This window comes from Longimicrobium sp., from assembly GCA_036377595.1.
Classification (GTDB): domain Bacteria; phylum Gemmatimonadota; class Gemmatimonadetes; order Longimicrobiales; family Longimicrobiaceae; genus Longimicrobium.
Genome location: DASUYB010000158.1, coordinates 41,962 through 55,605 on the forward strand (window position 1 = coordinate 41,962; position 13,644 = coordinate 55,605).

Sequence of the window (13,644 nt, forward strand, 5' to 3'; positions counted from 1 at the left end):
GAGACGCGGAAGAGCCGGGCTGCTCCTCCTCGTCTCCGTGAGCACTTTCGTGGTTGATAATCAACCACGCAATGGTTGAATTTCAGCCACGCGGTGGCTGATTTTCACGCTGAGTGTCCAGAAGACGGAGGAGCCGCGCGACGTCGGAGGTCGGCGCGGCTTCGATGATTTCCGGGAGATGGCACTACGTCTCCGGCTCCGGCTTTTTCGGGCGCTTGCGCTGGCGCGGGCGCGCGTAGGGGATCTCGGCGGCGTACTCGTCGCGGACGCGGCGGAGGAGCCAGCGCTCGAGCGCCACGGTGGACGGCGGCGGCTGCTCCGAGCTGCGCACGATGTCGAAGATGGCGCGGACCTCCGTGGTCGCGCGCTCCACGCCGCGCGGCAGGATCAGCTTCAGCGGCGTGGGGCTCGACCCCGGCTGCGCCACCTCGGCCACCTTCCGAGCCCCCTTCGGGTAGCGCTGCACGTACAGCCGGGCGATGGCCTCGCGCGTCCTCGGGTGCGGCGTTTCGATGTCGCCCGAGATGAACTTGCGCACGGCCTCGCGCCCCCGCCCGATCAGCCGGCCGGCCTCACGGAGGTTGCTGTCCTGCACCAGCTCGGCCATGAAACGCCGCAGCTCCTCGACGGGCACTTGGCGCCACGCCGGGACCTGCCGGACGTCCATCTCCGGCTCTGCATTGGCCTTACGGCCACTTTGTCCGTCCGTTTCTTTGGGACACTGGCCAGTCTAGAGTGTGGCCCGTAGGTGCGCAAGAGGGTCGGAACGGGGAGGGAACGGCCCGGCGGCCGGGGGCCTGGTGCCCCCGCCGCCGCGGGTCGTGCGGGGATCAGTGCCCGGCCACCGAGATGCTGGAGAACTGCAGGGAATTCTGCACGTTGAACGACACGCTCTGCCCGTCGTGCAGCACGATGCCGTCGGTCATGTAGCCCTCGGTGCTGCCGATGGGGTCCACCAGCAGCCGCACGTTCTCGCTCCCGGACAGGAACCGCGAGGGAAGACGGAAGTTTGCGCTGCTCATGCTGGTCACCTGCCCCAGGCGCATGCGGGTGCCGCCGTGCACCGCGTACACCACCACGTCCATCCAGTTGTAGTTCTCCACGTGCACCGTGGCGCTGGGCGCGGCGGAGCGGTGGGTCACGACCTGCGGGCCGTCCGCCAGGTTCATCACCATGGGGGTGTCGCTGCCGCCGGCCGAGGCGCAGGCTCCCAGGGAAAGGCTCGCCGCCACCGCGGCCACCACCGTCTTCAGCGCGTGCATGGTTCCCTCCTCCATGGTGTCCGGAAAGCACAAGAGGCGCCCTACCCAGGGCGCCTCGTCGCGCACAGCCCGCAACTCCAGGTTGCGCTTCGGGTTATCTCAATTCGCGTGCCATCCGCCGACCGCGCGGCGCGTCACGCATCTCCAAATGTGACAACGGGTTGGATGGTGTAGCAGGAAACGTCAGACAGGACGGGCGATTCGCGGTATGTATCACATCAGCAAATCACGCACCAACTGCACATCTCCCTGTAGGGTCGATAGATGGGGGGCTTTCGTTTCAAGGCGGGTGAGAGCGATCACTCCGCGCTTGCAGGTCCCTCCGAAACGCGCGTAGGATGCGGCGCCTCTCATCCCCCTCACCCATCCGTATCATCGAGCCGGAGACGACATCCATGGGACAGCAGACGACGGTCGAAGTGCGCGCCATCGCGGCGGGCGGAAAGTTCCTGGGGAACGACATCGGGGGCGCGGAGATCACCGTGCGCGACGCCGCGACCGGCGAGTGGATCGCGGGCGGGCGGGTGCGCGGCGATTCGGGCGTCACCGGCGAGATCATGGACCAGCCGCGCGACTGGGGCACACCCGTTCCGGTGGACCAGTCGTCCGTCTTCACCCTCACCCTCGACCTGGTGCAGCCGCGGCTGCTGGAGATCGCCGCGCACGGGCCGCTGGGGTCGCTGCAGTCCGCCCGCCGCGTCACCGTGCAGCAGTGGGTGGCGCCGGGGATGGACCTCACGGAAGCGCAGGGCGTGCAGGTGGTGATCCCCGGCCAGCTGGTGGAGATCGTCGACCCGCCCACGCACACGCAGCTCGCCGCGCCCGGGCCGGTGACCATCCGCGCGAACGTGGCGATGATGTGCGGCTGCCCCATCACCAGCCCCGACGGCGGGCAGACCGCGTACTGGCCGCAGGGAGACTTCGACGTCACCGCGCTGGTCTACGTGCTGGTGGACGAGAATCCCGCGCAGCTGCAGCAGGTGGTGCCGCTGTCCTATGCCGGCACACCCAGCCAGTTCACCGGGTCGTGGACGATGCCGGCGGTGGGCTTCTACGAGATCGTGGTGGTCGCGCGGCAGACGGGGACGGCGAACACCGGCGTGGACCGCACCACCGTCTTCACCCTTCCCCCGTCGCCGCCGGCGGGATGACGGCGGACGCGTCGACGGAGTCCACATCCGCACCGGAACCGATCTTGCCGCGCGAGCCCTCATCCCCCGCCGCCACCGGGTCGGGGGAACGGAACTCGATCTGACGACAGGGCGGCTGGATGCCGGGACGGTACGACGCCACGCTGGTGGCGGTTTCCGTGCTGATCGCGATCTTCGCGGCGTACGCGGCGCTCGCGCTGGCTTCGCGCGTGCACGCGGTGCAGGGGCGCTTCCGCGCGGCGTGGCTGGCGGGGGGGAGCCTGGCCGTGGGGCTGGGGATCTGGGCCATGCACTTCGTGGGGATGCTGGCCTTGCGCCTTCCCATCCCCGTGGCCTACGCCGTTCCCACCGTGATCCTCTCCGCGCTGGTGCCCGTGGCGGCGTCGGCGCTCATGCTCCTCCTCTTCTCCCGCGAGCGGCTGGCCGGCGGCGTGCTGCTGGCCGCGGTGGTCCCGGTCGGCGTCGCGCTGGCGGGGATGCACCTGCTGGGGATGGCGGCGATGCGCGCGGAGGCGCACGTCGCCTTCGACCAAGCGCTCGTGGTGGCCGCGTGGGGACTGGCCTTCGCCGCCGCGTTCGGGCTGCTCTGGCTGGGCCGCGAGATGCGCGGCGACGAGTCGCCGGCCGGCCGCCGCCGCAAGCTGGTGGCGGCCGTGGGCATCGGCGCCACTATCGCGGCGATGCACTACACGGCGATGTCGGCGGCGCACTTCACCCGCCTGCGCTCCACCCTGCACGTGGCCCAGGAGACGGTGGTGCAGACGCGCGGGCTGGCGTGGGGCGTGGCCACGGCGACGGTGGCGCTGCTGGCGACCATCGTCTTCGGCGCGCTGGTGGACCGCCGGGCGCGGGCCCGCAGCGCCGAGACCGAGGCGCTGCGCCGCAGCGAGGACCGCTTCCGCTCCCTCGTGCTGGCCACCGCGCAGATCATCTGGACGACGGACGAGAAGGGCGAGTTCGCCGCCGAGCAGCCCGAGTGGGCGGCGTTCACGGGCACCACCTTCGACGAGTACCGCGGGTGGAAGTGGCTGGAATGCGTGCACCCCGCCGACCGCGAGCGCGCCGCCGCCACCTGGCGCGCCGCACTGGAGAGCCGCACGCTGTACGAGGGCGAGTACCGCCTGCGCCGCCACGACCGGCAGTTCCGCGACATGCAGGTGCGCGCCGTCCCCGTGCTGGAGCCCGGCGGCCGCGTCCGCGAGTGGGTGGGCGCGGAGACCGACATCACCGAGCGGCGCAAGGCCGAGCGCGACGCGCAGTTCCTGGCCGATGCCAGCCGCGTCCTCGCCTCGTCGCTCGACTATCCCACCACGCTGCGCAGCGTGGCCAGGCTGGCGGTGCCCGAGCTGGCGGACTGGTGCGCGGTGGACCTGCTGGCCGAGGGCGGGGGGATGCAGCGCGTGGCCGTGGAGCACGAGGATCCCGAGAAGGTGGAGTTCGTGCACCGGCTGCAGGAGCGCTACCCGTCGGACCCGCTGTCGGAGCGCGGGCTGCCGCAGGTGATCCGCAGCGGGCGCGCCGACATGATGGCCGAGATCCCCGACGAGCTGATCGCCGCCGCGGCGCGCGACCCCGAGCACCTGGCGCTGATCCGCGGGCTGGGGCTCAGGAGCTACATCGTCGTCCCCCTGATCGCCCGCGACAAGACGCTGGGGGCCATCACCCTGGTGCACGCGGAGAGCGGGCGGCGCTACGACGCGCAGGACCTGGCGCTGGCCGAGGAGCTGGCCCGCCGCGCCGCCGTGGCCATCGACAACGCCCGCCTCTTCGCCGAGACGGAGGAGGCGCGCGCGCAGCTGGAGCAGCAGGCCGCCGAGCTGCAGGAGGCGCAGGCGGAGATGGAGATGGCGCACGACGAGCTGCAGCGCGCCAACGACGAGCTCCTCCAGCGCACCGCCGAGGCCGAGCGCGCCCGCGAGGCGGCGGACGAGGCGAACGCCGCGAAGAGCGCCTTCCTCGCGACGATGAGCCACGAGCTGCGCACGCCGCTGAACGCCATCGCCGGGTACGCGCAGCTGCTGGAGATGGGGATCCACGGCGAGGTGAACGACACCCAGCGCGAGTACCTCGACAAGATCCGCCGCAACCAGACGCACCTCCTCGGCCTCATCAACGACGTGCTGAACTTCGCCAAGATCGAGGCGGGGCAGGTGCAGTACGAGATCGGCGACGTGCCGGTGGACGAGACGCTGGCCGCGGTGGAGGCGCTGATCGAGCCGCAGGTGAAGGCCCGCCGCCACCACTACGCCTACCGCCGCGGCGACCCGGCGGTCACCGCGCGCGCCGACCGCGACCGGGTGGAGCAGGTCGTCCTCAACCTCCTCAGCAACGCGGTGAAGTTCACCAGCCCGGGCGGGCGGATCGTGATGGAGTGGGAGGCGGACGGCCGCGCCGTGCGCATCCGCGTGCGCGACACCGGCCGCGGCATCCCGGCCGACAAGCTGCCGGCCATCTTCGAGCCCTTCGTGCAGGTGGACCCCACGCTCACCCGCAGCAGCGAGGGCACGGGGCTCGGCCTCGCCATCAGCCGCGACTTGGCCCGCGCGATGAAGGGCGACCTCACGGTGGAGAGCCGCGAGGGCGTGGGCTCCACCTTCACCCTCACCCTCCCCCGCGGCCCCGACCGCGCCGTCCCCGCCCCCGAGGCCGAGGAGGACGCGGAGGCGCGAGTGGCGTAGGCCTCGTCGCATCGCCCGGCTGTCCTTTGCCTCACGCGGAGACGCGGAGGACGCGGGTGGCGTAACGCGCTTCGTCTTCCCCGGCTGCCGGAGAACGGGGAAGGAGGGGATCTGAGCCGGGAGGACGGCCGCCCCGGCGGGAGCGTGGAAGAACGGGGGTGCGATGAAAAGACGCGGGGCCGCCGGTGGGGCGGCCCCGCGTCGGTCGCTTCAGCGGAAGCGCGGCGTCAGCCGGGCGGGGAAGACGCGCGGCGGCTGCGCCTTCGGCACCATGGTGACCCAGACGGTGGCGCTGTCCATCGGCGCGGAGCCGTCCGCGCGGCGGTAGCGCGACCCTTCGCCGTAGGCGCGCAGCATCACCCCCACGCGCGTGGTGTCGGCGTCGCGCTGGCCCGCCACGAACATCGGCACCCGCAGCGTGAAGCGCCCGTCGGGCCCCGAGAGCGCGCGCAGCTGCGGCGTGGTGCCCTGCTGCGGGTCCACCGGGCGGTACACGGCCACCGCCACCGAGTCCAGCGGCTCGCCCGCGGGCCCCACCACCACGCCGCTCACCGTGGCGTGGTGGGTGGTGCCGAACTCGTTTCCCGTTCCCGCCGCCGGCGGTGGTGCGGGGCCGCCGTCCCCCGCGGCGGGCGCGGGCGCGGCGGGCCTGCATCCCGCCAGCGCGGCCGCGGCCACCCCCGCCATCCACATCCTCGTCATCGCCCTCCTCCTCTCTCGTGCCCGTCTCGCCGGGCTCACGCCACGCCGTAGAAATTCCGGTGCCAGAGCCGCCGGACAGCGTCGGTGCTGTATCCCGCGGGCACGGTGGCGTTGCGCACCACCGAGTCGGCCGGGTACCAGCTGAAGTAGCCGAGCGACTCGGCCGACAGCCTCGCGGTGGTGTTCCCTTCCATGCAGTACACCACCAGGTCGATCCCGTCGAAGGCGGTGAGCGTGGTGGTGCCGCTGGTGACCGTGCAGGAGCGGATCAGGTTGGCCAGGAACGATCCCTGGTACGACACGCCGTCCCAGCTGTCGTCGCTCCCCGTCTGGTTCGACGGCCCGTCGGGCGCGCTGGACGCGTCGACGAAGTCGTACAGGAAGCCCGCCACCGCGCCCTCCACCTGCGCGCCGTCCTTCCCCGAATAGAAGGTCTGGCTCTCGATCGTGTAGTCGCTGTAGTAGGTGCTCGTCAGCGCGTCGCCGGCCACCCACACGGCGAAGAAGGTGGCGAACCCCTCCACGAACGCGCACGACCACTGGTACTGCCGGTCGATGTAATGCTCGCCGTTGGGGCTGCAGTAGTAGTTGGACCACGGCTCGATCGCCGCCCAGTGGTAGGCGTGCCCGTATTCGTGGATGGTTACGAAACGCCCGTCTTCGGTGAACACCCGGGTGTAGTTGAGCCGGATGGTGTCCTGCGTCTGGTTGTAGTTGATGGCGAAGGCCGAATCGGTGGGGTGCACGATCACCGGCACCCGCCCGCGCGACAGGCCGAAGCGGCTCTCGGCCACGGGCACGTACTGGTTGAGCAGGACGTGCGCGTGCGCCGCGTAGTTGTTCGCGGCGGTGAAGCTCGGGTTGGCGCCGTTCCCCTCGTTGAAGTACGACACCCCTGCGTTGGCCTGCCCCGGGCTGACCACGTGGGCGATGCGGTTCCGCAGCGAGATGCTGGCGTCGTAGATGCCGCTGGAGCAGGAAAACGAGAACGAGCCGTCGGCCGCCGTGGCCACGGTGAAGGAGTTCAGCGGCGCGTAGCTGGAATTCAGGCAGGTGACACTGACCTCCGCGTTCGGCACCGGCCTGTTGGTGCCTGTGTCGTTGTTATAGTAGCGGAAGAAGCCCGAGGTGCTGGTGACCAGATGCGCCGGCTCCGCGGCCGCCCGCACCGCGGCCAGCGCCGGGGCCGCACCGTGCGCACGGGTCTCGACGAAGGGGCCGAAGGCGCCGAACAGCGGGAGGCGGCTCCCCGCCAGCACGGCGGGATCGTACCCGGCCGTCACGCGGCCCCCGCCGTCGTCCACCAGCAGGTACAGCTCCTCGGAGCTTTCCTCGACCACCGCGGTGTCGCCCACCACCGAGCGCTCGCCCGCGGGCGGCTGGCTGCGCGTCTGTGCCACCACCCGGTAGTAGCCCGCGCTCGGGAAGGTGATGGTGGCGGTGAGCTGCCGCTGCGCGCCCCGTCCCATGGCCCCGCGCGAGGTGGCGGCGGGCGGCACCGCGTCGCCGGGCTGCGCCACCTCGCCGTCCGGTGCCACGATCCGGAAGTCCACGTCTCCCGCGGCGTGCCGCGCGGCCGCCAGGGCGGTGACCACGATGGGCGTGCCGGGGCGGAAGCTGCCGCTGGCATGCAGGTCCAGCCCGATGCGGCGCACGGCCGGGGCGTCGCCGGTGTCGTCGCGGTTCGGCCCGCGCGAGCGCGGCCCCGGTTCCGTCACCGCGGCGGGATCGTCGCTGCACCCCGCGAGCAGCGTGAGCGCGGCCACACCCGTGAGCCATCTGCGAGCTCCTCTGCGCTTCATGTGGGTCCTCCGGAAAGCGCGCGGCGGTTGCGGGGCTCCTCGGTGAAGGAGCCCGGAAAACGGCTCAACGGCCGCCACGCAATCCGGATGCCCACTTTACTGTCTTAAAGTGGACGGTCTAAAAACGTAGCAACATTTGACAGAGTCGAGATATGGAGGCGGCACACGGGATTCCGTCCACCGGGGCTTTCTCCCGGGGATGCCGGACGCGACATTCTGGTCCCTCTCCGCCTTTCGCGGAATCGCGGCTGACGGCGTCGCGCCCGGCGGCGGGAGCGGGCGTGCCGGAACCTGGGGCGCCGAGCGGGGTCCATCACGGCTCGCGGAGGGAGCGGCCGGGCGGTTCGTATCGACAACGGACGGCCGGGGCGCTACCTTCCATCCGTTTTTCTCCCAACGACCTACCCCCGCAGCGCGGTTCATGACCCAAGCTACCAGGACCGAGCGCGTCCGCACCGCCGCGGCGCCCGAGACCCCCGCCGGCGAGCCGGCGGCGCAGCGCCCGCCCTACCGGCTGGCGCTGGTCGCGGCCGTCGCCGTGTTCGCGCTCTACGCCTTCACCCTGGCGCCGACGACGGCGTTCTGGGACACCAGCGAGTACATCGCCACCAGCCACATCCTGGGGATCCCGCACCCGCCGGGGAACCCGCTGTTCGTGCTGCTGGCGCGCGCGTGGGACCTGCTGCTGTCGCCCACGGGGCTCCCCACCGCCGTCCGGATCAACCTGTTCAGCGCCTTCATGAGCGCGGGGACGGCGTTCTTCTGGTACCTGCTGGTGCACCGCATCCTGGGCTTCTTCGACGGGCGCGAGAGCGTGCGGCGCGTGGGGGCTGCGGTGTCGGTGCTGGTGTCGGCCACGGCGTACACGGTGTGGAGCCAGAGCAACGTCAACGAGAAGGTCTACACCGTCTCGATGTTCACCATCGCCGCGCTCAGCTGGCTGGCGTTCCTCTGGCGCGACCACGTGGAGGAGCACCGCGGCATCCGCGGCCCCAGCCGCTTCCACGACGACAACGTGCTGGTGCTGATGGTGTTCATCCTGGCGCTGTCGGTGGGCAACCACCTGATGGCGTTCCTGTCGGCCCCCGCGGTGCTGCTGTTCATCTTCCTGGTCCGTCCCGCCTCGTTCGCCAACTGGCGGCTGTACGCGTTCGCGGCGCTCTTCGGCTTCCTCGGCCTGTCCGTCCACCTCTTCCTGTCGATGCGCGCCGGGCTGCACCCGGTGATCAACGAGGCCGACCCCAGCTGCCCGTCGGTGGGCTCGGCGCTCCTCAGCATCATGGGGTTCGGCACGGTCAAGCTCCCCGGCGCCTGTGAGAACCTGTACGCGTCGCTGGCGCGCGAGCAGTACGGCAAGCCCAGCATCTTCGCGCGGCAGGCGCCGTTCTGGGCGCAGATGGCCACCTACTTCCAGTACTTCGACTGGCAGTGGGGGCGCTCGGTCAGCGGCGTGCAGGGGTACTTCGGGCCGGGGCGCATCTTCATCACCCTGCTGTTCACCGGGCTGGGCGGCTACGGCGCGTGGGAGCACTTCCGCCGCGACCGCAAGAGCTTCCTGTACGTGGCGGTGCTCTTCCTCACCCTGTCGGTGGGGCTCACCATCTACATGAACTTCAAGTACGGCTTCACGCAGGTGCAGCACCTGGGGCTCAGCAGCGAGATGAGCGAGGTGCGCGAGCGCGACTACTTCTTCCTGGTCTCCTTCAGTCTGTGGGGATTGTGGGTGGGGATCGGGCTGACGGCGCTCTGGCTGGAGCTGTCGGAGGCCATGGGCGGCGGCGACCGCAAGCTGGTGCCCGCCGCGGCGGTGTTCCTCCTTGCCCTGATCCCGCTGGCGCTGAACTGGAGCTACGCCGACCGGCGGGGCGACTACGCGGCGCGCGACCTCGCGTACAACCTGCTGCAGTCGGTGGAGCCGTACGGGGTGCTGTTCACCAACGGCGACAACGACACCTTCCCGCTCTGGTACGTGCAGGAGGTGGAGGGGATCCGGCGCGACGTGACGGTGATCGTGCTGAGCTACCTGAACACCCCCTGGTACCCCAAGCAGCTGCGCGACGTCACGCGGCCGTGCGCGGCGGGGCAGGACCCGCTGGCCGATCCCACGCGCATCACCTGCCAGCGACCCTACGGGGGGAACGGCGCGCGGCTCTATGACGGGTCGAAGAAGCCGACGCGCTCGATCCTGGGGATGACGGACCAGGAGATCGACGCGATGACGGCGCCGCCCGGGTACATCCAGCTGGCCAGCGACGCGGTGTTCCAGGCGCGCGGCGTGTCCATCACCTACAAGCAGGGGACGGCGCTGGAGGCCAACCAGCAGCTGCTGCTGGCCATCATCCGCCAGGCGTGGGGCGACCGGCCGATCTTCTTCGCCAGCACCACCAACATCCAGTTCGACATGCAGCTGTACCCGTACGTGGCGCGGCAGGGGCTGGCGTTCAAGCTGGTGACGCCCGAGGAGGGGCGCGGGCTGCTGTCGATGACCCCCGAGGGCGCGCAGTACAACCCCATCTTCGGCGCGTTCTCGAACGTGAACGCGGGCGAGCGGCTGCTGGCGGGCGGCGGCTTCATGACGCGCGGCCTGGAGAACCGGAAGCACTGGGCCGACGACGCCACGCGCAACATCCCCATCCATTACTACTACGCCTTCATGGCGCAGGCGGCCGCCGAGGATCTGCGCGGCAACCGCGCGCTGGCGCAGCAGCTGGAGGCCACGGGGAACAAGTTCGACGCGCTCTCCCGCCGCTGACGCTTTCGGGTGATCGAACGACGAGGGCCTTCTCCTCCATCGCGGGGGGAGAGGCCCTCGTCGCATTTCCAGCTTCGTAATAGTCTCACGCAGAGTCAGCAGAGTCAGCAGCTAAGTGCAGCTGTTCTCCTCTGCTGACCCTGCTGACTCTGCGTGAGACAATTCGTTTTCAGACGCAGCAGACGGTGTCGGGGATGCAGACCGACGGCTCGCAGGTGGGTCCGCACGTCATCCCGCAGGTGTCGTCGGCGGTCATCGGCGGACAGTTCTGGTGGGTGAAGATGGACTCGCGCCCCCGCACCGTGCCCCGTGCGACCTGCGCCGTGTCCGTGGTGGCGAAGGCATCCACCCGCAGGTCGTCCAGGATCAGCTTGTGCTTCATCGTTCCCTCCCCGGTGGAAAGGTGGGCCATCCCCGGAAGCCGCTTCCGGTGCGAGGGCGGCGGGCCCCCTCTTCTCTGATGCTCGAGCGGTCCCGGACGTTGTAATACCGAGTCTCAGGATCAACTGTGCAATGTCATTCCGAAGGCGCTGCGCCGGCCTGTCCTCCACGCAAAGCCGTGGCGCCTGAGGAATCTGTGGCCGGCTCCCGAGCCACAGGCCGCCTGTCGCACGGACGCATGCCACAGATTCCTCGGGCGCCGCCCGGTATCGGCGCGATTGAAGGTTCGGAGCAGCGGCGCCGCTCGGAATGACATCCGATCTGAATGCACAATCAATTGCAGCAACCGGTATCACTCAGCCGTCCAGCTCCACCGACTCGAGGTGGTGGGGGATGGTGCACGCCCAGCCGAAGCGCTCCTCGATGCGCACCCGCAGCGCGTCCGCGGCCTGCGGCTCGCCATGGGTGATGAAGACGCGGCGCGGCGGGGCGGGCACCGTGGCCAGCCACGACAGGATCTCCTCGTAGTCGGCGTGCGCGGAGAGGCCGTCCAGCTGCTCCACCCGGCAGCGGATGGGCACCCAGCCGCCCAGCAGCTTGACCTCGCGCGCGCCGGCCACCATCTGCGCGCCGCGCGTCCCCGGCGCCTGGTAGCCGGCGAAGAGCACGGTGTTGCGCGTATCGCCCGCGAGCACGCGGAGATGGTGCAGCACGCGCCCGCCCGTCAGCATCCCGCTGGCGGAGATGATCACGCGCGGAAAGCTCATCCGGTCGATCCGCTTCGATTCCTCCACGCTGTCCGTCGTCTCGATCCCCTCGCAGATGAAGCGGCACTCGTCGGGCGACAGCCGCACCGCCTCGGGGTGCTGCGTGAAGACGGCCGTCGCCCGCGTGGCCATGGGGCTGTCGAGGTAGATGGGGATGTCGGGGATGCGGCCGCCGCGCTTCAGGCGGTGAAGCTGGTACATCAGCTCCTGCGCGCGTCCCACCGCGAAGGCGGGGATGAGCACCGCGCCGCCGCGCGCCGCCGTCTGCGCGATCACCTGCGCCAGCTCCTCGCCCGGGTCTTCTCGGGGATGGAGCCGGTCGCCGTACGTCGACTCCACCAGCAGCCAGTCGCACGCGGGCGCCGGGTCGGCGTCGGGGAGAAGCGGATCGTTCGGCCGTCCCAGGTCGCCGGAGAAGAGGATCGTGCGCCCGCCGATCCCCATCTCCACCGTCGCCGCGCCAGGCATGTGCCCCGCGCGGCGGTAGCGGAACGTGGCGCCGTCTCCCAGCCGCGTCTCCTCGTCCCATCCCACGCTCCGCATCCGCGACACGGCGCGCTCGGCGTCGTGCACGGTGTAGAGCGGGAGCGCGGGGTTGTGCTTCGAGATGCCGTGGCGGTTGGCGAACTCGGCTTCTTCCTCCTGCAGATGCGCGCTGTCCGCCAGCATGATCTCCGCGAAGTCGGCCGTCGCGGGCGTGCACCACACCGGGCCGCGGAAGCCCTCGCGTACGAGCGCGGGGAGCATCCCCGTGTGGTCCAGGTGCGCGTGCGTCAGCACCACCGCGTCGAGCGACGCGGGGTCGAACGGCCACGGCTCGCGGTTCCGGAGACGAAGCTCCTTGAGCCCCTGGAACATCCCGCAGTCCACCAGCACCTTCCGCCCCTCCGCCTCCACCAGGTACTTCGACCCGGTGACCGTCCCCGCCGCGCCCAGGAAGGTGATCCGCACGCCCGCCTCCTCGTCTGGTCGAAAAACTCCAATCGCCGGGATGCCCGATTTTCGGGTTTGCACAGATGACTGTGCATGCGGACGGCTGATATTAAAAGAGTCTCACACGGAGGAAACGGAGGGAACGGAGGGATGATGGCGCCGCACGTCCTTCCTCCGTTTCCTCCGTTCCCTCCGTGTGAGCCCTTCGGTTTCGGTTGTCCCGGCTCGCGTCGTGTAGGGGAAATTACGCATCCCGCCGCCGGTCTTCCCGACTGACGGCCGATCACGCGGCGGGTTATCGTCCTTCGCGATCGGCTGGCGAACGCCGGTGTTGCGCGGGGAAGGCGCGTGGCGGAGCTTGTTCGCAGGGCCCCGCAGCCGGAATCCGCCACGTGGAAGAGGAGGAAGGGATGAGCCCCACGCACCCCGTCATCCGCGCGCTGGACCGCGCCGAGTGCGAGCAGATCCTGGCCCGCAACCACGTGGGTCGCTTGGCCTACGCCTGGCAGAACCACGTGGACATCGAGCCGCTGCACTACGTCTTCCACGACGGGTGGATCTACGGGCGCACCAGCCACGGCGCCAAGATGGACGCCGTGGGCTACACCTGGTGGCCGGTGGCCTTCGAGGTCGACGAGGTGGAGGAGATCTTCCGCTGGCGCAGCGTGGTGGTGCACGGCGGCTTCTACACCATCCCCGCCGAGGGAAGCGAGTGGGAGGCCGAGGAGTGGCGCCACGGCGTGGAGCTGCTGCGCCACATCATCCCCGAGACCTTCGAGGCCGGCGATCCCGTGGCCTTCCGCACCGTCATCTTCCGCATCGCCGTGCAGGACGTCACCGGACGAGAGGCGGTGCCGGGCGCGTCGCCGGACCCGCCCGCCGGGCACGCGCTGGACGGCTGAACCCCATCCCATCCCCTGCGGGCAAGAAGACCATGGCCGAGAAGAAGATCCGTATCCTGCTGGTGGACGACCACCCGGTGCTGCGCAGCGGGCTGGACGCGCTGCTGGCGCTGGAGCCCGACATGGAGGTGGTGGGACAGGCCTCCACCGGCGAGGAGGGCATCGAGAAGACGCGCCTGCTGCGCCCCGACGTGGTGGTGATGGACCTGGCCATGCCGGGGATCGGCGGGCTCGAGGCCACTCGCAAGATCGGCGAGCTGGGGCTGGGCGCGCGGGTGCTGGTGCTCACCAGCCAGGCCGAGGAGGAGTACCTG

Annotated in this window: 11 protein-coding genes; 5 read left to right on the forward strand and 6 right to left on the reverse strand. The window is 70.5% G+C overall.

Annotation, left to right across the window (positions count from 1 at the left end; genetic code table 11):
* Positions 1–184: 184 nt before the first annotated feature.
* The gene (locus tag VF092_27140; GenBank protein HEX6750994.1) at positions 185–667 is read right to left on the reverse strand and encodes a hypothetical protein; all 483 of its coding nucleotides are present in this window, start codon (positions 665–667) and stop codon (positions 185–187) included.
* Positions 668–830: 163 nt separating this feature from the next.
* Positions 831–1,262: a hypothetical protein gene (locus VF092_27145; GenBank protein ID HEX6750995.1), complete on the reverse strand. Its 432-nt coding sequence runs from the start codon at positions 1,260–1,262 to the stop codon at positions 831–833.
* Positions 1,263–1,657: 395 nt separating this feature from the next.
* Here VF092_27145 and VF092_27150 point away from each other — a divergent pair, with 395 nt between their 5' ends.
* Complete coding sequence (locus VF092_27150; GenBank protein HEX6750996.1) at positions 1,658–2,413, forward strand: hypothetical protein; 756 nt, start codon at positions 1,658–1,660, stop codon at positions 2,411–2,413.
* A 119-nt stretch (positions 2,414–2,532) separates the two neighbouring features.
* The gene (locus VF092_27155; GenBank protein ID HEX6750997.1) at positions 2,533–5,091 is read left to right on the forward strand and encodes an MHYT domain-containing protein; all 2,559 of its coding nucleotides are present in this window, start codon (positions 2,533–2,535) and stop codon (positions 5,089–5,091) included.
* A 210-nt stretch (positions 5,092–5,301) separates the two neighbouring features.
* Here the strand turns inward: VF092_27155 and VF092_27160 are convergent, their stop codons facing one another.
* Positions 5,302–5,793: a hypothetical protein gene (locus tag VF092_27160; GenBank protein ID HEX6750998.1), complete on the reverse strand. Its 492-nt coding sequence runs from the start codon at positions 5,791–5,793 to the stop codon at positions 5,302–5,304.
* Between the two features lie 35 nt (positions 5,794–5,828).
* Entirely contained in the window at positions 5,829–7,595 is a 1,767-nt protein-coding gene (locus tag VF092_27165) for a hypothetical protein (protein HEX6750999.1), read from the reverse strand.
* A gap of 421 nt (positions 7,596–8,016) precedes the next feature.
* Here VF092_27165 and VF092_27170 point away from each other — a divergent pair, with 421 nt between their 5' ends.
* Positions 8,017–10,347, forward strand: a complete 2,331-nt coding sequence (locus tag VF092_27170) for a DUF2723 domain-containing protein (GenBank protein HEX6751000.1) — start codon at positions 8,017–8,019, stop codon at positions 10,345–10,347.
* A 169-nt stretch (positions 10,348–10,516) separates the two neighbouring features.
* Here VF092_27170 and VF092_27175 read toward each other — a convergent pair whose 3' ends face one another.
* Entirely contained in the window at positions 10,517–10,729 is a 213-nt protein-coding gene (locus VF092_27175; protein HEX6751001.1) for a hypothetical protein, read from the reverse strand.
* A gap of 355 nt (positions 10,730–11,084) precedes the next feature.
* A complete protein-coding gene (locus tag VF092_27180) occupies positions 11,085–12,446 on the reverse strand; it encodes an MBL fold metallo-hydrolase (protein HEX6751002.1) in 1,362 nt (453 codons plus the stop codon).
* Between the two features lie 392 nt (positions 12,447–12,838).
* On the opposite strand from VF092_27180, the gene VF092_27185 reads away from it, so the two are divergent.
* Both VF092_27185 and VF092_27190 read left to right on the forward strand, forming a co-directional pair.
* Positions 12,839–13,330, forward strand: a complete 492-nt coding sequence (locus tag VF092_27185; GenBank protein HEX6751003.1) for a pyridoxamine 5'-phosphate oxidase family protein — start codon at positions 12,839–12,841, stop codon at positions 13,328–13,330.
* 32 nt (positions 13,331–13,362) lie between these two features.
* The coding region (locus VF092_27190) for a response regulator transcription factor (protein ID HEX6751004.1) at positions 13,363–13,644 on the forward strand (282 nt) is incomplete at its 3' end.